At 45.2% G+C, this 20,432-nt stretch carries 22 protein-coding genes; 2 read left to right on the plus strand and 20 right to left on the minus strand.

Going from position 1 to position 20,432, the window contains the following annotated elements; translation table 11 throughout:
* Positions 1-48: 48 nt before the first annotated feature.
* From K7887_RS20720 to spoIIR, 9 genes are all read right to left on the minus strand, one after another.
* The gene (locus K7887_RS20720; protein WP_223491497.1) at positions 49-1,290 is read right to left on the minus strand and encodes a serine hydroxymethyltransferase; all 1,242 of its coding nucleotides are present in this window, start codon (positions 1,288-1,290) and stop codon (positions 49-51) included.
* A 241-nt stretch (positions 1,291-1,531) separates the two neighbouring features.
* Positions 1,532-2,095, minus strand: coding sequence for a TIGR01440 family protein (locus K7887_RS20725; RefSeq protein WP_223491498.1), 564 nt, complete (start codon positions 2,093-2,095; stop codon positions 1,532-1,534).
* A 1-nt stretch (position 2,096) separates the two neighbouring features.
* Complete coding sequence (gene rpiB / locus K7887_RS20730) at positions 2,097-2,534, minus strand: ribose 5-phosphate isomerase B (RefSeq protein WP_010200406.1); 438 nt, start codon at positions 2,532-2,534, stop codon at positions 2,097-2,099.
* 155 nt (positions 2,535-2,689) lie between these two features.
* Positions 2,690-3,979 (minus strand): methyl-accepting chemotaxis protein, encoded by a 1,290-nt coding sequence (locus K7887_RS20735; RefSeq protein ID WP_223491499.1) that lies wholly within the window; start codon positions 3,977-3,979, stop codon positions 2,690-2,692.
* A 66-nt stretch (positions 3,980-4,045) separates the two neighbouring features.
* The gene (locus K7887_RS20740) at positions 4,046-4,474 is read right to left on the minus strand and encodes a low molecular weight protein arginine phosphatase (protein ID WP_223491500.1); all 429 of its coding nucleotides are present in this window, start codon (positions 4,472-4,474) and stop codon (positions 4,046-4,048) included.
* A 187-nt stretch (positions 4,475-4,661) separates the two neighbouring features.
* A complete protein-coding gene (locus K7887_RS20745) occupies positions 4,662-5,216 on the minus strand; it encodes a manganese efflux pump MntP (protein ID WP_223491501.1) in 555 nt (184 codons plus the stop codon).
* A gap of 108 nt (positions 5,217-5,324) precedes the next feature.
* The gene (locus K7887_RS20750; protein ID WP_223491502.1) at positions 5,325-6,398 is read right to left on the minus strand and encodes an L-threonylcarbamoyladenylate synthase; all 1,074 of its coding nucleotides are present in this window, start codon (positions 6,396-6,398) and stop codon (positions 5,325-5,327) included.
* Positions 6,399-6,612: 214 nt separating this feature from the next.
* The gene (locus tag K7887_RS20755; RefSeq protein ID WP_223491503.1) at positions 6,613-7,068 is read right to left on the minus strand and encodes a GNAT family N-acetyltransferase; all 456 of its coding nucleotides are present in this window, start codon (positions 7,066-7,068) and stop codon (positions 6,613-6,615) included.
* Between the two features lie 64 nt (positions 7,069-7,132).
* Positions 7,133-7,843 (minus strand): stage II sporulation protein R, encoded by a 711-nt coding sequence (spoIIR, locus tag K7887_RS20760; RefSeq protein ID WP_223491504.1) that lies wholly within the window; start codon positions 7,841-7,843, stop codon positions 7,133-7,135.
* Between the two features lie 275 nt (positions 7,844-8,118).
* Here spoIIR and K7887_RS20765 point away from each other — a divergent pair, with 275 nt between their 5' ends.
* Positions 8,119-8,430, plus strand: a complete 312-nt coding sequence (locus K7887_RS20765) for a hypothetical protein (protein WP_223491505.1) — start codon at positions 8,119-8,121, stop codon at positions 8,428-8,430.
* Positions 8,431-8,523: 93 nt separating this feature from the next.
* Here K7887_RS20765 and prmC read toward each other — a convergent pair whose 3' ends face one another.
* The 11 genes from prmC to K7887_RS20820 all read right to left on the minus strand — a co-directional run bounded on the left by prmC (position 8,524) and on the right by K7887_RS20820 (position 19,347).
* The gene (gene prmC, locus K7887_RS20770) at positions 8,524-9,393 is read right to left on the minus strand and encodes a peptide chain release factor N(5)-glutamine methyltransferase (RefSeq protein WP_223493722.1); all 870 of its coding nucleotides are present in this window, start codon (positions 9,391-9,393) and stop codon (positions 8,524-8,526) included.
* Between the two features lie 8 nt (positions 9,394-9,401).
* A complete protein-coding gene (gene prfA / locus K7887_RS20775) occupies positions 9,402-10,472 on the minus strand; it encodes a peptide chain release factor 1 (RefSeq protein WP_169291397.1) in 1,071 nt (356 codons plus the stop codon).
* Between the two features lie 172 nt (positions 10,473-10,644).
* Complete coding sequence (locus tag K7887_RS20780) at positions 10,645-11,082, minus strand: hypothetical protein (protein ID WP_223491506.1); 438 nt, start codon at positions 11,080-11,082, stop codon at positions 10,645-10,647.
* A gap of 68 nt (positions 11,083-11,150) precedes the next feature.
* Positions 11,151-11,756, minus strand: a complete 606-nt coding sequence (locus K7887_RS20785; protein ID WP_223491507.1) for a thymidine kinase — start codon at positions 11,754-11,756, stop codon at positions 11,151-11,153.
* Between the two features lie 141 nt (positions 11,757-11,897).
* Positions 11,898-12,143 (minus strand): type B 50S ribosomal protein L31, encoded by a 246-nt coding sequence (locus K7887_RS20790; RefSeq protein ID WP_010200435.1) that lies wholly within the window; start codon positions 12,141-12,143, stop codon positions 11,898-11,900.
* Positions 12,144-12,363: 220 nt separating this feature from the next.
* Entirely contained in the window at positions 12,364-13,635 is a 1,272-nt protein-coding gene (gene rho / locus K7887_RS20795) for a transcription termination factor Rho (RefSeq protein ID WP_060664634.1), read from the minus strand.
* A gap of 656 nt (positions 13,636-14,291) precedes the next feature.
* Positions 14,292-15,260 carry a class II fructose-bisphosphatase gene (glpX, locus tag K7887_RS20800; protein WP_223491508.1) on the minus strand — a complete coding sequence of 323 codons (969 nt, stop codon included), beginning with the start codon at positions 15,258-15,260 and terminating at the stop codon, positions 14,292-14,294.
* A 189-nt stretch (positions 15,261-15,449) separates the two neighbouring features.
* The gene (locus tag K7887_RS20805) at positions 15,450-16,742 is read right to left on the minus strand and encodes a UDP-N-acetylglucosamine 1-carboxyvinyltransferase (RefSeq protein ID WP_223491509.1); all 1,293 of its coding nucleotides are present in this window, start codon (positions 16,740-16,742) and stop codon (positions 15,450-15,452) included.
* Positions 16,743-17,001: 259 nt separating this feature from the next.
* Positions 17,002-17,646 (minus strand): fructose-6-phosphate aldolase, encoded by a 645-nt coding sequence (gene fsa, locus K7887_RS20810; protein WP_223491510.1) that lies wholly within the window; start codon positions 17,644-17,646, stop codon positions 17,002-17,004.
* Between the two features lie 138 nt (positions 17,647-17,784).
* Positions 17,785-18,642, minus strand: coding sequence for a class II fructose-bisphosphate aldolase (locus K7887_RS20815; protein WP_064099593.1), 858 nt, complete (start codon positions 18,640-18,642; stop codon positions 17,785-17,787).
* A 330-nt stretch (positions 18,643-18,972) separates the two neighbouring features.
* Positions 18,973-19,347 (minus strand): response regulator, encoded by a 375-nt coding sequence (locus K7887_RS20820; protein ID WP_010197444.1) that lies wholly within the window; start codon positions 19,345-19,347, stop codon positions 18,973-18,975.
* A gap of 353 nt (positions 19,348-19,700) precedes the next feature.
* On the opposite strand from K7887_RS20820, the gene K7887_RS20825 reads away from it, so the two are divergent.
* Positions 19,701-20,252 (plus strand): DUF2529 domain-containing protein, encoded by a 552-nt coding sequence (locus tag K7887_RS20825; protein WP_223491511.1) that lies wholly within the window; start codon positions 19,701-19,703, stop codon positions 20,250-20,252.
* Positions 20,253-20,432: the final 180 nt, after the last annotated feature.

The raw sequence follows: 20,432 nt of genomic DNA on the forward strand, positions 1-20,432 counted from the left end.
TTCCACAAAAAAGAGAGGTCTAACCTCAGACCTCTCCCATTAACACCTTTATCCTAAAGAAGGATACAATTCATATTTTCCAGAAACTGCTTCCACACGAGCTTTTGCTTCTTCCAGTTTCGTTTCGTCTTCATGATTTTTCAATGTGAAAGCAATGATGGACGCGATTTCATCCATATCTTCCAATGTGAAGCCACGGCTTGTGACAGCTGCTGTACCGATACGGATACCACTTGTTACAAACGGGCTTTCCGGGTCGAATGGAATCGTGTTTTTGTTCACTGTGATTCCCACTTCGTCCAATACTTTCTCAGCGATTTTCCCTGTGATGGAAAGAGAGCGTACGTCCACAAGTAACAAGTGGTTGTCCGTTCCGTTCGAAACAAGAGAAAGGCCTTCATTTTTCAACGCTTCCGCCAAACGGTGTGCATTGTCGATGATTTTTTGTGCGTAGTCTTTGAAGCTTGGTTGCAATGCTTCGCCAAACGCAACAGCTTTAGCTGCGATTACATGCATTAACGGACCGCCTTGAAGACCAGGGAAGATGGATTTATCAATTTTCTTTGCCCATTCTTCCTTACAAAGGATCATTCCGCCGCGAGGTCCACGCAATGTTTTATGGGTTGTTGTCGTAACGAAATCCGCGTAAGGTACCGGATTTTGGTGTAGGCCAGCAGCAACAAGTCCTGCAATATGCGCCATGTCGACCATTAGGTAAGCTCCCACTTCGTCTGCGATTTCACGGAACTTCGCGAAATCAATGGCGCGCGGGTATGCACTTGCACCGGCAACGATCAGCTTCGGCTTGTGCAGTCTAGCTTTTTCAGCAACGTCTTCATAATTGATAGTATGAGAGTCTTTGTCCACCCCATACTCCACAAAATTATATTGAATACCACTAAAGTTAACCGGGCTGCCGTGCGTTAAGTGGCCGCCGTGGGAAAGATTCATCCCAAGGACCGTGTCGCCCTGTTCTAGAATGGTAAAATAAACTGCCATATTCGCTTGGGCACCAGAGTGTGGTTGAACATTTGCATGCTCGGCTCCGAAAATTTCCTTCGCACGGTCACGGGCAATGTTCTCCGCTACATCTACGTGTTCACAACCACCGTAATAACGACGACCTGGATACCCTTCTGCGTATTTATTCGTCAGTACAGATCCTTGAGCCTCCATAACCGCTTCACTCACAAAGTTCTCAGAAGCAATCAACTCGATTTTCGTGCGTTGTCTTGCCAATTCATCCTGGATGGATTGAAACAATTGCTGATCCTGTTGTGCTAATTTCACTTTCGGAATCCCCCTTTAAGTATGAACAATAAAATTTGAAATGTTTTTTAAAACTAACTACATTCGTCTTTTCAACCATTACCTCCTCCATTTTATCACGATAGACAATAGATAGAAACAGAAAAGGAAGATTGACAGCGCTTACTCTAAAAAACTTTCGTGAAAATAAAAAAGAACGAAAAGGGGTCAGACCCTCAAAGGATTTTCGTCATCCATGTCGAAGGCCTGCCCCGCGTTTGTTTTATGTTGTTTCTGTTGTAGCGATTTCATATATTGCTCTGGCGCCGCCGATGAGTTTTGGACGGGTCCGGGCGATGGTGATGTGGGCGTTGCCGACGGATTTGACGGTGCTGCGCACTGGGACTGCGACGTGCTTGAGGTGCATGCCGATTAGCGTGTCCCCGATATCAATGCCTGCGTCGGCTTTGATGTGTTCGACCATGACCGCATCTTCCATGTGATGAAAGGCGTGTGAGGCCATTGCACCACCTGCATGTCGGACAGGTATGACCGTCACTTCATCTAATCGGCGCCTCCATGCCGTTTCCCGCTCCACTACTAACGCACGGTTCAAATGTTCACAGCATTGAAACGCAAGCTCGACACCTGTCCGCTCACGGAACTCAGCCAACACGGCAAAAAGCGTTTCAGCGACTCCTTCTGTTCCTGCTGTTCCTATCTTTTCCCCAATCACTTCACTTGTGCTGCAACCCACAACCAGAATCTGCCCTTTTTTCAAATCCGCTTGACCCTGTAAGTCATTCAGCACCTGCTGCAACTGCTCTTTCCACTCATGTTGCACCATTCTACTTCTCCAACTGATGAATTTTATTTACACGGTTTTCATGGCGGCCGCCTTCAAATTCGGTTGTCAGCCAGATCTTTGCAATTTCACGGGCAAGCCCAGGGCCGATAACACGCTCACCCATTGCCAACACATTGCTGTCATTGTGTTCGCGAGTCGCTTTCGCACTGAACATATCGTGCACAAGCGCACAACGGATGCCCTTCACTTTATTCGCCGCAATGGACATCCCGATTCCTGTCCCGCAAATTAAAATACCGCGGTCAAACTCACCCTCTGCCACCTTTGTCGCCACCGGCTGTGCATAATCCGGGTAATCGACGGATGTTTCACATTCACATCCGAAGTCTTCAAACTCTATGTTTAACTCTTTCATCAATCCTTTGATTTCCTCACGGATGTTGATGCCACCGTGATCTGATGCAATTGCCACTCTCATATTTTCATCCCCTATTCGAATGATCTTGTTATATGTACATCTTACCCGTCTATAGGGAAAAAATCCATTAGGTTGTTCACGGGTTCTTATCTCTTCCCTATAAAAAAAGCCTGAGCAACTAAGTGCCCAAGCAAATTTTTCACCAAAAAATTTTATTAAACCTTAAACCTTGAAATCATTCGCTTCAGGTTGCTCGCCTGTCCTGCAAGCTCCTGGGATATTTTCTCAACATCGGCGATCATGCCTGCCTGTTCTTGCGTGGTCGCAGTTACTTCTTCCGCTCCAGCAGAAGTTTCTTCGGCAATCGCCGCCACCTCTTGGGACTGACGTGCAGTTGTCTGGATGCTGTCCATTTGGCGGTCCACAAGGTTTGCGATCTGTTTAACCGAGGATGCAACCTCCAATACGGAGTTGGTCATTTCCGCAATTACCGTGTTTGTCGCCGTACCTTTTTCCGCTTCAACATTCGCGGCCTTCACCTGACCGGTGATTTGCGTTACCACGTTTTTCACTTCTTCTTGAATGTTTTTGATCAGTTCGGAGATTCCTTGCACCGCTTTGGCGCTTTCATCTGCCAAGGAACGAACCTCTTCCGCCACGACGGCAAATCCGCGTCCATGTTCTCCGGCCCGCGCCGCTTCTATCGAGGCATTTAATGCTAAAAGATTTGTCTGACCAGCAATATCGCCAACAAGCGAGATGATATTTTCTACTTCTTTTGCATTTTTTTCAAGTCTTTCCACCGTCTTTAAGGACGTCTGATTTTCACCGGCAAGCTTCTGGATTCCAGACACCAACGAATGGATGACCTCCTTGCTTTCCTCAAGGTCCTTCACCATCTCTTCAGAAAGCTGCTGGGAGGACGTTGCTTTTTCATGAACCTCATCGGCAATTTTAATCACTTCTTCCACCGATTCAGCTGTATCTTGAATGGAAGCAGCGGAACTCTCTGCACCTCTGGCAATCTCTTCAATCGTATAAGAGATGTTTTCTGCCTGCTCAGAAGCCTGCATCGATACGTCGCTTATTTCTTCCACTTTTTCATTTGTTTTCTCAAACGTTTCGTTTATCGTTTTCACCATGTCCCGCAGATTATGTAACATGAGGTTGAACGCATCCCCGACCGCACTGATCTCATCGCGCGAATTGGATACCGGCACATCCTCCGATAAATCCCCGTTTGCCGCCTTTTGAGCGACTTCTTCCAGTTGCTGCAACGGTTTGGTGATATATTTTGCTGCAAAAAAAGCAAGAATCCCGGACCATACAATTCCTAGAACCAACGTAAGGATGGTAAAAAGGCCAGCCCCCATAATTCCTTCCACATAATCTACTAAAAAATAGATGAAAAAGCCACTGACCGTATACGTGATGACCGCTAAAATCGTTGTAAACAACACGAGCTTGTAGCGTAAGCCAAACTTATATTTCCCGTTTTCCCCCATCGTACTTCCTCCTCCATGCATGGTCCGCACAGAAATCTCTCTCTTATATGGCAGCCTGCATGAGTGCTATTTTATTTTTTCCACTATAGCCTCTATGACGTTTTGAAGCTCTTCGAATGTCGCGCGATACGTCTCCACCGAGCCACCGTACGGATCCATCACTTCCCCACTTTGCTCAGCAAACCCCTTCAAGGTATAGGTTTTCCCAAAGCTGTTAGGGTAGCTGTTCTCCAGCAACATTTTATGCTGTGCCGTCATGGTGAAAATATAATCCGCCCACTCAATCAATTCGTCCGACACTTGGGAAGACTGATGCTCAACCGGCAGTCCCTTCTCCTTTAAGACTGCTTGCGCCTGACTGGAAGCTTCACTGCCCGGCAAAGCAAACACACCAGCTGACCTAACCTCGACATCCTTTATATCACGGCCTGCCAAGATTGCGGCAGCCATTGGACTTCGACACGTATTCCCCGTACACACAAATAATACATTCATTCCTGACTCCTCCTTTTTCTTTTATTATAAACGAAAAGAAGGCAGAAATAGTCATAGACACTTTGCATAACTTGGTGTATTCGATTCAAAAACTAGTCATAAAGACCCTCTCTCTAGTTATGTCGGCATAACGGGAGACTTTTAAAGAGGACAAAATAAAAAAAGACCCGTCGGAGGCCTTTTCTCTTCACACAAAAAACAATAATTTAATGCCGAACCCGAGCAATATACTGCCCCCAAGCGCCTCGCTGTAAGACCCGAGCCACCCCTGCAACTTCCTGCCGAAAATAAGCCCCATCCACGTCAGCAGCATACTCACCGCACCAAATAACAAAATGGTTAACAACGTCCGCGCCCCGTATATCCCAAGGCTCAGCCCCACCGAAAAACTATCCAAACTCACACTCAGTGCAAAAACGAATAATCCCGCCCCAACCGGCGTGATCATCGGCCCGTCCTCTTTTTTAAAAGAAGAAAGCATCATCTGCAACCCAAGCATCATAAGGAGCAAACCTCCTATGAGCGTTGCAATCGAACCGAATTCCTGTGACAGCACCTTGCCGACCGCCATTCCACCAAGCGGCGTGAAAATATGGAAAACCCCGATAGTAACCCCTATGTAAAAGATCTGGCGCAATCTCAGTTTGATCATGCCCATCCCAAGCCCGACCGAAAAAGCATCCATCCCAAGCGCAATCGCCATCAATAAAAGCGTCATGAATTCCCCAAACGTAATCCCCATGCTCTGCCTCCCCTTAGGACTTGTCTACTTCAAGATATGCACAAGCCTTCGGGAATAGAAGGAAAACGACGCAAAAAAGGACCCCTGTTTTTGTCGAGGTCCTTCACATTATTCTTTTATAAACTTATGTCCTGCGGCTTTTTCAAGGCGGTTCATAATCGCCGCACCCACTCCCGTTCTCGGGAACGTCTCACTAAAAATGATGTCCACATCGGTCGCATTGAAAGCGCGAAGACCATCATACAACTGGCTCGCGACGGTTGCGAGGTCTTTTTGGGTGCCGCATGAAATGGCATTGATCTCAGCGGTTTGTATTTGGGCGATGGTCTCTTCTGTTGCGAGTAGTCCCACCTTCTGGCCTTTGAGTTGAGCGTCGTTGATTGTTTGCTTCATGAAACTCGCGCTTCCCTCCACCAGATAAACCGGCGCAACTGGTGCATAATGGGTATATTTCATCCCGGGAGATTTAGGTTTATGCAGTTCTTGTTTATGCAGTTCTTCTTGCGAAAATAAAGCAGGATCCACGTCCACTTTACCTACCACTTTCTCCAGCTCTTCCTTTGTCACACCGCCCGGACGCAGGATCATCGGTGTCTCTGTTGTACAATCCACAACTGTAGACTCAAGGCCAACACCCGTTGCCCCGCCATCCACAATTCCGGCGATCCTGTGGATTAAATCTTCCTCCACATGCTTCGCGGTTGTGGGACTTGGTTTGCCTGATAAATTGGCGCTAGGAGCGGCAAGCGGTAATCCCGAAGTCTCTATCAGCGCCCGCGCTACCGGATGGTCAGGCATACGGACTGCAATCGTTTCAAGTCCTGCCGTCACATATTGGGAGACTCCTTCTTTCTTTGGAAGGACAAGCGTAAGCGGTCCAGGCCAAAAAGCCTCCATCAGCTTGCGGGCAGATTCTGGCACGTTCATGTTATCCACAAGCTCTGTTAGTTGTTCCATCTTCGATATATGCACAATAAGCGGGTTGTCACTGGGACGTCCCTTCGCTTCAAAAATCTTCAATACAGCCTGATCTGACAAGGCATTAGCACCAAGACCATAAACCGTCTCCGTCGGAAAAGCCACCACTTCATTTTCCTTCAACAAGCTGGCTGCTTCCATAATCTGTGGATAACTATGTTTTAACGGTTCTTCCTTATCCACAGCCCATAATTTCGTATTCATTTCCAATCCCTCATTCTACAATCTATTAACATGTGAATATGTAAGCATTTCTCCTGAAAGTATAAATAACTTCCACAAATAACACAAGCCTTATCCACAAACTGTGGATAAAGCCTCACCAAACCGTGGATAACTCTGTGGGTAATGTGGATTTAACAGAAAAAAGAACGAAAAAGGGGTCTGACCCGCTCCGCGTTAATGCGTTACCTTACTGCTAAGGGGTCTGACCCCTTAATTCACACACCATCAGTGTGCATCCTTCTTGTTGGGTGATTTCTTGGAAGAAGTCGGATGCGAGCATGGTTTGTGGTGCGGTGTGTATAGGTTGTGGATAAAAGTTGAGCAGTTCGAAAAATTGGATGAAGTTATTTTTGTTGGTAACTAGGTAGAGCTGCTCTAATCCTTTTTTCCGTGCATGCTGCTGTGTATGCTCAAACATTTGCAACAACTGAAACTGCTTGACGGACGGACCTATGACTAGCGATCGCAAAAGCCCCACATTTCCGTACTCTTCTATTCCGATGGTTCCGCAAATCCCTTCATTCTCTTCTTCCAGAATGATGAAATCCTCTATTTTATCTTCCAAATCCACAATACTGATATTTGCTCTTCTTAAAAATACTTGCAATGCCCAAAGGTCGTCCTGTGTTGCTGATCGCAATACTTTCATTTTCTTCACCTCATCTAGTAGTTTTCTAATACTACTCTATTGAGAGAGATGAAAAAGTAGAACCTTAAGCCGTAATTTTATTCCATAGGGATGATAGAATCTCTACTAGGAAGAATTCAACTTCCACTTCTTCTGGCTCTTCATCCACTAGAAAGTCCTGTGTGTTCTCTTTAGTATCTGTTTTCGCAGTTGATGCAGTGACCGTTGCTGTCTCTTCGGTAGTTTTCTCGTCCGCTTCTTCTTCCTCAAAAGGGCTTGCCGTTGCTTCTCCGTTTGAAAAATCCAGGAAACATAATGGCGGGAACAATACGCACCACCAGTTCGCTCCAGTGCCTTCTCCAAGTGTAATAAGGATTGCTTCATAATCTCCTGCAGGGTAAATGAATTTGCCATACATTTTTGTCGGGAAATCCACTCTGCCAAAATCCACATTATAAGACTGAACAATTCCTTCCTCTGCCATTACCTCTTCAACAATTTCTTCGATTTGATCCATGTTACCGGTAATCACTTCGCGAGCATTCTCCATGGAAGTCAATCCTTCCACCCAAACCGTGATTTCCTCATTCACACGATCACGAATCTTTCGCTTTAGTTCCTGATCCTGTTCGCTATCACTATTTGCTAGAATGCGAAGCCTGATCGCCTCATCCGGAATCACCATCGCACCATTCTTCACATTTGCACCAGCCGTCGCCTGCTCTCCCAAAAGCGAAAGATAAGCCCCTACAAAAAGTAACACTATATATAAAGTAAGTTTATTTTTCTTCAACATTTCCCCCAGCTCCCCTCTAGCAAACAGTCTAGGCAAAAAACAAAAATCCTAAACTAGTAAAATGCAAAAAAATAGAGCGGGAAAAGAAAAAAATTTAAAAAAGGGGTCAGACCCCTAAAGGTTTTTCGCCCTCCATGTCGAAACCCCTTTGAACTCCGATATGCTCGGTTTTGGTAGTTTGCTAGTTTGGTGGTTTGGGGTTTAGTCAAAGCGGGTATATGTACAGGACGCGTTACTTTAAGTGATGCAATTTTTATGAAAGGGAGATAGGCTTTATGAGATCGTTCACTTGCAATATTGAGGCATTTCGCATTGGCGAAATGAAAAGTGCATTCAATCACATCAGCATTCCTATCGTTTTTGAAATTTTGGTAGGCGGCAGATGGATGAGCGGTAAGGCATTTTACCACCATTACCATCGCACCATTTCTTACGATTCTAATCTGTCCCAATTGATCAACCTGTGTACCGCGGAAAAGAAAGAAGAAATCCGCCAAGCATTTGTGAAATTTGTGGAAGAAAAAACAAATAGAGGCCTGACACTTGCCAGACCTCAACAGGAAGACGGAGCAATAATGGAAGCGTAGATTCAACTTCCACACTCTGAAAACCAGTACCACCTTGCCCTAATCGACAGAAGCAAGCAAGGTGCAGCTCCCTCCTCCTTCTTTAAAAAAACATCATCCAATCAGTGCAAAAACCATGCGATCTTTGCCGTTGATGTCCAATACAACCTCCACAGTTGCCTGAGGAAATGTTTTTTTCAGCAACGCTTTTACGTCTTCTCCTTGTCCCATGCCTACTTCAAACGCCACAATGGCCCGTTCCTTCAGCACTTTTGGAAGCTCGTCCATAAACCGTTCGTAAAACTCCAAACCGGAAACACCGCCAACCAATGCACGATACGGTTCAAAATCTTTTACCACCGTAGACAACCCTTCATACTCCTTCTGAGGAATATACGGAGGATTGGAGACAACCACATCCACTTTTATATCTTGCTCGATGAATGGTAGAAGTAAATCACCTTGTAGAAACGCTACTTCCGCTCCCAATGCTTCTGCATTATCCATTGCCACTTCCAGCGATTCGCCTGCGATATCTGTCGCATGAACGTTTAGACGGCTATTTTCCAATGCAAGGGTAATCGCAATGGCGCCGCTGCCTGTCCCAACGTCCACGACGCTCAATTTTTCACCAGCAGAACCTGAACTCGCGCCAAAATGCTTTTTCACGCGATCTAAAACTCCAACGACCAATTCCTCTGTTTCAGGTCTTGGAATCAACACCTCTTCACTGACAAAAAAGCTGCGGCCGTAGAATTCTTCTTTTCCCATCAAGTACTGCACCGGAATTCCGGCAACATGTTTATGAACGTTGAAAATGAAAGAGCTTTGCATTTCCATCGGCATCATTTCTTGCATTCTACTAAAAAGTTGAGCCCGATCCAATTTCATATGGTGTCGCAACAACAATTCTCCCGCATTTTCGTCGCGATCGTTCTTTTTTAAAAAAGAAGAAGCCCAGTTCAGGGCTTCGTACACCTTCATGGCCTTCATCATTTTTCCATCTGTTCCATTCTTAGCGCCTGATCTTCCATGATTAAAGCATCAATGACTTCTTGAAGCTTTCCTTGAAGGATCTGGTCAAGTTTTTGAATGGTCAGGCCGATGCGGTGATCGGTTACACGATTTTGCGGGAAGTTGTACGTACGAATGCGCTCAGAGCGGTCACCGGTACCTACCGCCTGCTTACGGTTCGCATCATATTCAGCTTGTACTTCACGTTGGAACTTATCGTACACGCGGGCACGAAGAACTTTCATCGCTTTTTCTTTATTTTTAATCTGTGACTTCTCATCCTGACAGGAAACAACCGTGTTTGTCGGGATATGCGTTAAACGCACCGCGGACATTGTGGTGTTAACAGATTGTCCACCAGGACCACTGGATGCAAATGTATCCACACGGATATCCTTGTCATGAATCTCGATTTCTACCTCTTCCGCCTCAGGCAATACAGCTACTGTCGCAGTTGAAGTATGGATACGTCCTCCTGATTCCGTCTCAGGGACACGCTGCACGCGGTGGGCACCATTTTCAAATTTCAGCTTGGAGTATGCACCCTTACCTGTAATCATGAAAATGATTTCCTTGTATCCGCCAACGCCTGTGGACGCAGCTTCCATCACTTCTGTTTTCCAGCCCTGAGCCTCGGCATATCGGCTGTACATGCGATATAGATCGCCTGCAAACAGCGCCGCTTCATCTCCACCCGCAGCACCGCGGATTTCCATGATAACGTTCTTGTCGTCGTTCGGGTCCTTCGGTAAAAGAAGGATATGTAGGCGGTCAGCCAAGTTTTCCTGTTGCTCTTCAAGCTCAGAGATCTCTTCTTTTACCATCTCGCGCATATCGGCATCCAATTTATCCTCAAGCATCGCTTTTGCATCATCCAGCTGTTCTTTTACAGCCTTGTATTCACGGTACGCTTCCACAGTCTCCTGAATATCAGACTGCTCTTTGGAGTACTCGCGCAACTTTTTCGTATCGCTGATGACTTCCGGATCACTCAATAACTCCGTCAATTTCTCGTAACGCATTTCTACTGCCTGCAAACGATCAAACACGTGCATTCACCTCTATAAATGTATACAGAAAAATCTGCAATTATTTTTATATCTACAACATTCTAATTATAGTATAGGTTAGGTGGTGCGTCAAAATCAACATGACCGTGTTTTACTGGAAACCCTGGCACCAAAAAGAAAACCCGTCCCGAAAAATCAGAACGAGCTCACCTTATCTTTCTTTAATTGTAAGTTTAACGTGGTAGCGGGGAGTGACCTCAAGGAATTTCTCTTTGAGCTCTCTTTGCACACGCTTCTTTTCTTCTTTTGAAATGCCGCTTGGCGCATAGGCAGTGACCCTCGCCGTATCACCGGTAATGTAGACGGGACCAGGTTTGAGGTCGCTGTTCAATTCAATCACTTCGGCAAATTTATTCTCATCGTCTCCGTAGTCAGGACGATTTTCCGAGAGATCGAGGAAATTTGGATTTTGGTTGGTGTTGTAATCTTCTGTGTCGAGGTCTCGTTTATAGAAGCCGTCTTGTTCATCGTTTTTTACACCAATCAGTCGTTCTCCGTCAAAATCCTCGTCCGCTCCGAAACGTTGTTCGCCGCTGCATCCACTAATAAAAAAAGAGCATATCACCAATAACAGGACTGCATGTTTCATGCAAACACCTCCTGTTTCTTAGCGTATCCTCTTTCTTTTTTAACTTACGGACTAAATTTAGGAAATATTTATTTTTTCATTTCTTGCAGCACAGATACTTTGTGAGGAACTTCATGATGATGACGACAGCGAGGTTCGTATGATTCCGAAGCGCCCACTAAAATTATTGGGTCATCGTAGCAAGCCGGTTCTCCATTGATCAAACGTTGCGTACGGCTCGCAGGGGATCCACAGACAGCACATACCGCTTGCAGCTTTGTTACGGATTCAGCGATCGCCAATAGCTCCGGCATTTTTCCGAACGGCTCTCCACGGAAGTCCTGATCCAGTCCAGCTACAATCACACAATAGCCTCTGTTCGCCAACTCCTGCACCACTTCTACGATCTGATCATCGAAAAATTGCACTTCATCGATACCGACAACTTCCGTCTCAGGTTGCACCTTATCCAGGATGGCTTGAGAACTCGGAACAGGCAAGGCAATGATGGATGTCCCGTTGTGGGAAACAACCGCTTCATCACTATAACGATTATCGATGGCTGGCTTAAATACTTGAATTTCCTGTTTGGCAAATTGGGAACGTCTCATGCGGCGAATCAACTCTTCGGATTTACCCGAAAACATACTGCCACAAATCGCTTCCACCCAACCGGAATGCTTCATTACATACATATACGGCCTCTCCTTTTTGATAATTTTACGTATAAAAAGTGCTTAGCGGTCTCGTCGAAAAAACGAATTCTAAGCACTAGTTTATGTAAATAGAAGTAAAAAAACAGGCAAGATATAGGATAACCTGCCTGTTTTACTTTATTACTTAAGGCCGTATTTTTTGTTGAAACGCTCAACACGTCCATCAGCAGCAGCATGCTTCTGACGTCCAGTGTAGAATGGGTGAGAATCAGAAGAGATCTCAACTTTGATTAGAGGGTAAGTAGTACCGTCTTCCCATTCAATAGTTTCGTTTGTTTTCATCGTAGAACCTGTGATGAATTTGAAACTAGTGTTGATGTCCATGAATACAACTTTACGGTAATCCGGATGAATTCCAGCTTTCATTCTTGTCATCTCCTTTTCGCCCTGAGTCTTTCGAAACAGAGTTATCATTCAAATGATACCAGCCTTGTCGGCCGCCATCACTTATCTTAAAAACACACTGATGAAATTATATCAACTAATGGGTTGTTTTGCAAGATTACTTTTGGAGTTATTCCGCCCCAAATATTTCCCCATTGAAAACGCACCCCGATGAAGCAAGGGTGCGCGTGAGTTTTTATTATTAGCGTTTTGCCGTTCCAGCCTTTTGGTCTTCTTCAAGCATTTCGAAGAATTCCTGATTTGTTTTGGATTGGCGAAGTCTGCGCAATAGTTTTTCTGCAAAGTCTGGAGAGTCGGACATCGTTTTGCGGATGGCCCATAGCTTGTCCAAGTGATCTTTCGGGATAAGCAACTCTTCTTTACGCGTACCGGAGCGACGGATGTCGATGGCCGGGAAGATACGGCGTTCGGCAAGTTGACGGTCAAGGTGAAGTTCCATGTTACCTGTTCCTTTGAACTCCTCATAGATAACGTCATCCATACGGGAACCTGTGTCTACAAGTGCAGTCGCAAGGATCGTCAAGCTTCCACCCTCTTCAATGTTACGCGCAGCACCGAAGAAACGTTTTGGACGGTGGAATGCTGCAGGGTCGATACCACCGGAAAGTGTACGTCCACTTGGCGGGATAACCAGGTTGTAAGCACGCGCCAGACGTGTGATGCTGTCCATAAGGATAATTACGTCCCGCTTGTGCTCCACAAGGCGCAGAGCACGCTCTAGAACCAGCTCAGCCACTTTGATGTGATTTTCAGGCACTTCATCAAATGTGGAGCTTACTACGTCTCCAGCAACGGAACGCTCGATGTCTGTTACTTCCTCTGGACGCTCGTCAATCAAAAGGACGATCAGCTCAGCTTCTGGGTGGTTCGTTGTGATGCTGTTCGCAATTTCCTTGATCAGCATCGTTTTACCGGCTTTAGGAGGCGCAACGATTAGTCCACGTTGACCGAAACCTACCGGTGCAATCAAGTCCATAATGCGCGTGGAAAGACCTTTAGGCTTTGTTTCCAGCACAATTTGACGATCTGGATATAAAGGAGTCAATGCCGGGAAATGGACACGCTCTTTTGCAGATTCCGGGTCATCCCCATTGACTGCTTCCACGTGAAGCAGACCGTAGTAACGCTCATTCTCTTTTGGAGGGCGCACTTTACCAGAAACCTTGTCCCCGTTTCTTAAGTCAAAACGACGGATTTGGGATGCGGAAATATAGATATCTTCTGAGCTAGGAGAATAGTTGATCGGACGCAGGAAGCCAAAGCCTTCCGATTGGATGACCTCGAGTACCCCTTCCATGAACAATAGACCGTCTTTTTCAGCCTGTGCTTTTAAAATAGCAAAAATAAGTTCTTTTTTCGTCAATTTGCTGTAGTAAGATACTTTATGCTGACGGGCAAATTCATATAGTTCTTTTAATTTTAAAGTTTCTAAGTGAGAAATAGTTAAATCCATAAAAAGAAAACACCACTCTATTCGTTTAATTGTTTAGTACGTTTATGATCCAAGGATAAATGTTTGTTTGTCTTCCAACACTGATTCAAGCCGAATTAAGTTCGAAGGATGGGAAATATACTTTTAGTCGCTGCACTTTTTAAGGATATTGAAATGGAAGTGAGGACGTTTCCCTCGTGTTTGTGGGATAAACTCTCCTTATGAAGAAATTGTAGAAGAATCGCTAGGAAGATATAAGGTAGATTTTGCATAAATACTCGTAGTATTGTTTATTTTACCCACAAAATGGTCTTTTAAGCAACTGTTTTCTGTAGACAAGCTTTGAGTATTCCTTTTATTTTCTGGGGAATATTCTTGGATTTCCCCTATTTGTGTCGAATGGGGGCTTGTTGTCTATTACAATATTCGGAAGGTGTGCGGGTTTTTTGACGTTGGTATATAGGAAAACCGTAAATGGGAAGGATCCATTTACGGTTATATTTATGGTTTAGCGTTGACTCCCCGTTGATTTGCGTTCCAGGTGTTCGCTTTCCGCGGGAAGGTGCTTGAGCCTCCTCGCTTCGCTGTGGGGTCTCAAGCTACCTTTATCCCCCGCAGGAGTCTCACACCTTGCACTTCAATCAACTGGGTGGGCTACTATCTTTCCTAGTATCCAGTTAAGGCTTAAATACTAGATTTGGTTTTTTCTTGATATTGTGTTGGCCGTCGATGAAGCGGACGGTGCCGGATTTTGCGCGCATGACAACGGAGTGGGTGGTGGCGTTTGTGCCTTTGAATTGCACGCCTCGCAGCAATTCGCCGTCTGTTACTCCTGTTGCGGCGAAGATGGCGTCATCTCCGCGTACAAGGTCTTCCATTCTAAGTACGGCATCGATGTCTTCGATGCCCATTTTGCGGCAGCGAATTAGTTCTTCTTCATTTTGTGGAAGAAGTTTTCCTTGAATCTCGCCTCCAAGGCATTTCAGTGCGACTGCAGCGATTACGCCTTCTGGTGCACCACCGGAACCGAACAGGATGTCTACACCCGTGTGATCAAAGGCTGTGTTGATGGCTGCGGCAACGTCTCCGTCATCAATTAACTTGATACGAGCTCCGGCTTCACGCAGTTCTGCAATGATTTTTTCATGGCGAGGTCTGTTCAAAATAACCGCAACCACGTCTTCGATATCTTTATTTTTTGCTTCTGCCACGGCTCTCAGGTTGTCTGTGACAGATGCGTTTATGTCAATTTTCCCGACGGCTGCAGGACCGACGGCTATTTTATCCATGTACATATCCGGCGCATGAAGCAGGTTTCCGTGATCAGCAATGGCAAGTACCGCAAGTGCGTTCCAGCCCCCAGATGCTACGATGTTTGTCCCTTCAAGCGGATCGACCGCAACATCTACACGAGGCCCGTAGCCTGTGCCAAGCTTTTCACCGATATAAAGCATAGGCGCTTCGTCCATTTCTCCTTCACCAATGACAACTGTCCCTTTCATCGGAACCGTATCAAACACATCACGCATGGCGGAAGTAGCCGCTCCGTCCGCGCTGTCTTTATCTCCGCGTCCCATCCAGCGCGCTGAAGATAAAGCCGCCGCTTCTGTTACTCGAATTAATTCCATGGATAAACTTCTTTCCATTCCTTCCACTCCCTTTGCATTCTATGAATCTAGTTATTTTTTATGGTAGGCCAGCAGGCTGTCTGTGCAACCCGAGGCATTATGCTATACTTTTCGTTAATAGTATATCACATTTGTCGGAATTTGAAAGCGGTATCTACAAAAAAGAAGGAACCCGCTATATTCTCAGCGAATTCCTTCATTTTTTATTTATGAGTTTTGCATTTGTTCGATTTCTTCTTCTGTCAGCTTTTCACGCCAGATGCTGGCACCCAGTCCTTCTAGCTTTTCTTCTAGATGACTGTAGCCGCGGTCGATGTGTTCAAGACCTGTAACCTCTGTCAAGCCGTCAGCAAGTAAGCCGGCAATGACAAGAGCTGCTCCTGCACGGAGGTCACTTGCTTTTACCTTGGCACCTTGCAGCTGAACCGGTCCGTTGATAATAGCGGAACGGCCTTCTACTTTAATCTGTCCGTTCATGCGACGAAGTTCATCGACGTGTTTGAAGCGGGCTGAGTAGATGGTGTCCGTTACAATGCTCGTACCTTCCGCCTTTGTTAAAAGGGTGGTCATCGGCTGCTGAAGGTCGGTCGGGAACCCTGGGTGTACAAGGGTTTTTACGTCGACGGCTTTCAGTTTTTCGCCAGGAACGACAAGTACTTGATCTTGGTCATTGTTGATATCGATGCGTACGCCCATTTCACGAAGCTTTGCGATAAGCGGCTCCAAGTGAGTCGGGATGACATTGTCGATGATCATCTCGCCGCCTGTTGCAGCAGCCATGATCATGTATGTACCTGCTTCGATTCGGTCAGGAATGATGGTGTGTTTGCACCCGTGAAGGCTCTCCACTCCATCGATACGGATGACATCTGTACCCGCACCTTTGATTTTCGCACCCATGCTGCTTAAAAGTGTTGCAACATCGATGATTTCCGGCTCTTTTGCCGCATTTTCGATGATTGTTCTACCTTTTGCTTTCACTGCAGCAAGCATGATGTTAATTGTTGCGCCAACACTTACCACATCAAGGTAAATGCGGGCCCCTCTTAGTTCTTCTGCTCGCAGGTAGATGGCGCCTTGCTCATTTGTTACTTCTGCTCCAAGCGCTTCAAAGCCTTTGATGTGCTGGTCGATAGGTCTTGGTCCCAAATGACAGCCACCAGGCAATCCAACTACCGCTTTTTTAAAACGTCCTAGCATTGCTCCCATTAGATAATAAGAAGCACGCAGTTTTTTCACTTTTCCGCTTGGTAGTGGCATTGCGATCATTTTGGAAGGATCAACTGTTAGGTCTTCTCCCTCAAGCGATACGCTGCCGCCAATTTCCTCAAGCAGGCTGCTCAAGATCTCTACATCTGATATTTGCGGTAACCCTTCGATCGTGACGGGCGAGTCCGCTAGAATGGTTGCAGGGATCAAGGCCACTGCACTATTTTTCGCTCCACTTACGCGTACGGTTCCATTTAACTTGTTACCACCAAGGATTTTTAACTTTTCCATATATTTCTCCCTTCAAGGCGAGGTTGGTTTCCAAAAGTGCTATTTTCTATTATACACAATTATTACCAATCATAAAAATTTTCGTTAGCTATTAGTTTACACGAAAATTTTCTTTTCATATATGAAAATGCATGAAACTTTATCAAATCGTAATATTTGATACCATCCGCCTATATTCGACACATTGATTTTGTCGAAAAATAGCTGAAATTAACAAAAACCCCCTGCTTATTTTTTCAGCAGAGGGTTTTATGAAAAATTATTGCTTGCGGTTATTCCAATCCGCTAAGAATTTTTCGATTCCTTGGTCTGTTAATGGGTGGTGGAAAAGTTGCATCAGCACTTTGTAAGGAACAGTGGCAATGTGTGCTCCTTTTAACGCCGCTTCTGTAATGTGCATCGGGTGACGGATGGAAGCCGCGATGATTTCTGTCGGTATGTCATGCACCGCAAAGATGTCAGCAATGGTAGATACGAGATCCATTCCATTTTGCCCGATGTCGTCAAGGCGTCCGAGGAAAGGAGAAACGTATGTAGCACCTGCTCTCGCTGCCATCAATGCTTGATTTGCGTTAAAAATAAGCGTGACATTCGTTTTGATATTGAGGTCACTGAATGCTTTTACTGCTTTCAAGCCATCTGGAGTCATCGGCACTTTTACCGTGATGTTCGGCGCGATTGCCGCAAGTGTTTTCCCCTCTTCAATCATGCCTTCTGCGTCAAGTGCAATAACTTCGGCACTGACAGAACCTTCTACGAATGAAGTGATTTCGCGAAGGCGGTCTTCGAATGTAATGTTTTCTTTTGCCACAAGGCTTGGGTTTGTCGTTACGCCTGCAAGTAATCCCAGTGCATGGGCTTCTTTGATTTCTTCAAGATTTGCTGTGTCGATGAAAAATTTCATGTCAATCTCTCCCTTGTTATGAAAAGTTATGTTTGCGCTTTCATATAAAAATGAAACAAAACCGCCGGGTATGGCGGTTCTGCATATCGTTGCCTTGTTGTTGGTTGAATGGTGTTGTTGTCTTGTTAAAAAAATTTATTACGCTTTGTTGGAAGATCCAAATTCGCGCATTTTGCCTTTTACTGTATCTTTAATTGCGTCGCGAGCAGGTCCTAGGTATTTACGAGGATCGTACTCTTCTGTTTTTGCAGCAAGTGTTTCACGAACTGCTTTTGCAGATGCAATTTGGTTTTCTGTGTTAACGTTGATTTTCGCTGTTCCAAAAGAGATTGCTTTTTGGATGTCATGCGTAGGGATTCCAGTTCCGCCGTGTAATACTAGAGGAACGCCAGCACGGTTGTTGATGTCTTCCATCTCTTTGAAGCCAAGGTTCGGTTCGCCTTTGTATGGACCGTGTACGGAACCTAAAGCTGGAGCTAGGCAATCAATACCTGTGCGTTTTACAAGCTCTTCACACTCTTGTGGATCAGCATAGATTACGCCATCAGCGATAACGTCGTCTTCTTGTCCACCTACTACACCAAGCTCTGCCTCAACAGATACTCCGTGGAAGTGTGCTAATTCTACAACTTTAGAAGTTGTTTCAATGTTCTCCTCAAATGGATGGTGAGAAGCATCGATCATTACAGAAGTAAATCCAGCGTGGATCGCTTTTGCACAAGACTCATAGCTAGAACCGTGGTCTAAGTGAATCGCTACAGGTACAGTTACACCGTACTCTTCCATTAACGCTTTTACTAATGCTACGATTGTTTTGAAGCCACCCATATAACGAGCCGCACCTTCAGAAACACCAAGGATAACTGGTGAATTTTCCTCCTGTGCTGCTTGTAGAATTGCTTGTGTGAACTCTAGGTTGTTCAAGTTGAACTGACCTACTGCATAGCCTTCTGCATTTGCTTTTTTCAGCATTTCTGTCATGGAAACTAAAGGCATAATAACATCCTCCTTCGTATTATATTCACTCCGAAAAGTTTTTCCCGTTCTTACAAGGCGGTAAACACTGAAGCTCGTCCCTTTGATTAAAGGGTTCGCGGATCGTGCAAACCTTTTGTAAAAAATTTCACCCATATCAAAACTAGCTTGACCAATCGGGAAACCAGTTATGTATATTGGGTAAAAATGTGCAAAAACTTGACGGTTGATTTTTATCCAGTACTTAGCATATCAACTATGTAGAAAAACGGCAACTACTGAAGTATGCCGTTTTTCAATGTAAGCGATAACACCTAAAATGTTTTAATATTCAGTTATAAAATCAGCGTTTCAAACCGATTGGCGCGGCATGTTTTTACGGACCGCATCTCTTATTTCATCAATATCGAATGGTTTGGCAAAGTGCGTGATTGCACCAAGGTCTTTCGATTCCTGGATCATATCCAATTCACCGTAAGCTGTCATAATGATTACCTGGATATCAGAATTAATTGCTTTTAGCCTCTTTAAAATCTCGATTCCGTCCATACCGGGGATCTTCATGTCTAACAATACTAAGTCCGGTGAATGCTTTTCTACGATATCTAATGCTTGGTACCCGTTTGCTGCCTGAAACGTCTGATAGCCCTCTTTTTGAAATACTTCATTCAACAAAATCCGTATCCCATACTGGTCATCCACAATCAGTAATTTTTGACCCACCATTACACCCCACCTCTAAAAATAATCAATCCGTTTCCATCCACCCACCTAATTCTACTATAATAGTCTTATTTCCTCCTTTTTCGACCGGGAAATTTTTTTGGGAAGATGTAATAGCAAAAAAATTTCGTTAAGGGGTCAGACCCCTGCAGGACTTTTCCCCTTGATGTAGAAGGCTCCAGCCAACTTAGCGAATGTCGGATTATGTAGGAAAAACGCGAACGAAAAGGGGTCAGACCCCCCTAGGATTTTTGCCTTTTGTGTCATACTGTCATTTATTATACTGGAGTTTTGGTGGAATGGAATGAGGCGATGGGTTTTGTTGAATAATTTATGTTATAGGAGTGTGATTTGGGATGTTGAAGATTTTTACGACTCAGTTGCAGGGTGTGTTTAATAGGATTGGTTCGAGTGAGGAGTTTGCATTTGAGGATGCGGCGAGATTGTTGGCGCAGGCGGTTGTCGGGGACGGGCGTGTTTATGTGCATGGTGTGAAGGAGATGAAAGCAGTCGAGGCAGAGGCCACTACTGGTGCGGAGCCGCTTATGAGCGCTACCCTTTTATCGGACCTGGACAGTTATCATGATCTGACAGATACGGACCGGGCATTGATTGTGTCACGCTTTTCCACAGATGAGGAAGCGATCAGTACAGCAAAAGCTTTGAAGGAACTGGGAATTGAGATTGTCGGGATTTCGACGGTGATGGAGCCTGAATTTGGAGGGTTTGCTGATGGGACGGAAACCCTTGTGTCCTTGTCTGATGTACATATCGACATGAAATTAAAGAAACCACTGATTCCCGGTGATGATGGAGAACGCTTTGCCTTCCCTTCCAGCATGGTTGCTCTTTATGTTTATCATGGGTTAGCTTTTACTTTGAAGGAGATTTTGGAAGAGCAGATGTAGGAGGACATATTTTATTTTTTGGGGGATAGCTGGTTTCTAAGATGACAGTATTCTTGTTTGTCCAGCTAATTTGGCGCCGTTCGGCTTCTACGATGACAGTTTCTCTGTTTCTCCAGCTGTTTTGGCGCCGTTCGGCTTCTACGATGACAATTTTCTTGTTTCTCCAGCAGTTTTGGCGCC

The sequence above is a fragment of the Sutcliffiella horikoshii genome (assembly GCF_019931755.1).
GTDB classification, from domain to species: Bacteria; Bacillota; Bacilli; order Bacillales; family Bacillaceae_I; genus Sutcliffiella_A; species Sutcliffiella_A horikoshii_E.

What these genes read in the sequence shown, in the direction of transcription:
- K7887_RS20740 (WP_223491500.1), bottom strand. Translation starts at nt 4,474, where the DNA reads ATGAATGTATTATTTGTGTGTACGGGGAATACGTGTCGAAGTCCAATG.
- K7887_RS20735 (WP_223491499.1), bottom strand. Translation starts at nt 3,979, where the DNA reads ATGGGGGAAAACGGGAAATATAAGTTTGGCTTACGCTACAAGCTCGTG.
- rho (WP_060664634.1), bottom strand. Translation starts at nt 13,635, where the DNA reads ATGGATTTAACTATTTCTCACTTAGAAACTTTAAAATTAAAAGAACTA.
- K7887_RS20745 (WP_223491501.1), bottom strand. Translation starts at nt 5,216, where the DNA reads ATGGGGATTACGTTTGGGGAATTCATGACGCTTTTATTGATGGCGATT.
- K7887_RS20820 (WP_010197444.1), bottom strand. Translation starts at nt 19,347, where the DNA reads ATGGTGGGTCAAAAATTACTGATTGTGGATGACCAGTATGGGATACGG.
- K7887_RS20755 (WP_223491503.1), bottom strand. Translation starts at nt 7,068, where the DNA reads ATGAAAGTATTGCGATCAGCAACACAGGACGACCTTTGGGCATTGCAA.
- K7887_RS20765 (WP_223491505.1), top strand. Translation starts at nt 8,119, where the DNA reads ATGAGATCGTTCACTTGCAATATTGAGGCATTTCGCATTGGCGAAATG.
- K7887_RS20805 (WP_223491509.1), bottom strand. Translation starts at nt 16,742, where the DNA reads ATGGAAAAGTTAAAAATCCTTGGTGGTAACAAGTTAAATGGAACCGTA.
- K7887_RS20785 (WP_223491507.1), bottom strand. Translation starts at nt 11,756, where the DNA reads ATGTATGTAATGAAGCATTCCGGTTGGGTGGAAGCGATTTGTGGCAGT.
- spoIIR (WP_223491504.1), bottom strand. Translation starts at nt 7,843, where the DNA reads ATGTTGAAGAAAAATAAACTTACTTTATATATAGTGTTACTTTTTGTA.
- fsa (WP_223491510.1), bottom strand. Translation starts at nt 17,646, where the DNA reads ATGAAATTTTTCATCGACACAGCAAATCTTGAAGAAATCAAAGAAGCC.
- K7887_RS20825 (WP_223491511.1), top strand. Translation starts at nt 19,701, where the DNA reads ATGTTGAAGATTTTTACGACTCAGTTGCAGGGTGTGTTTAATAGGATT.
- rpiB (WP_010200406.1), bottom strand. Translation starts at nt 2,534, where the DNA reads ATGAGAGTGGCAATTGCATCAGATCACGGTGGCATCAACATCCGTGAG.
- K7887_RS20780 (WP_223491506.1), bottom strand. Translation starts at nt 11,082, where the DNA reads ATGAAACATGCAGTCCTGTTATTGGTGATATGCTCTTTTTTTATTAGT.
- prmC (WP_223493722.1), bottom strand. Translation starts at nt 9,393, where the DNA reads ATGAAGGTGTACGAAGCCCTGAACTGGGCTTCTTCTTTTTTAAAAAAG.
- K7887_RS20815 (WP_064099593.1), bottom strand. Translation starts at nt 18,642, where the DNA reads ATGCCTTTAGTTTCCATGACAGAAATGCTGAAAAAAGCAAATGCAGAA.
- K7887_RS20750 (WP_223491502.1), bottom strand. Translation starts at nt 6,398, where the DNA reads ATGAATACGAAATTATGGGCTGTGGATAAGGAAGAACCGTTAAAACAT.
- K7887_RS20725 (WP_223491498.1), bottom strand. Translation starts at nt 2,095, where the DNA reads ATGGTGCAACATGAGTGGAAAGAGCAGTTGCAGCAGGTGCTGAATGAC.
- glpX (WP_223491508.1), bottom strand. Translation starts at nt 15,260, where the DNA reads ATGGAAAGAAGTTTATCCATGGAATTAATTCGAGTAACAGAAGCGGCG.
- K7887_RS20790 (WP_010200435.1), bottom strand. Translation starts at nt 12,143, where the DNA reads ATGAAAGCTGGAATTCATCCGGATTACCGTAAAGTTGTATTCATGGAC.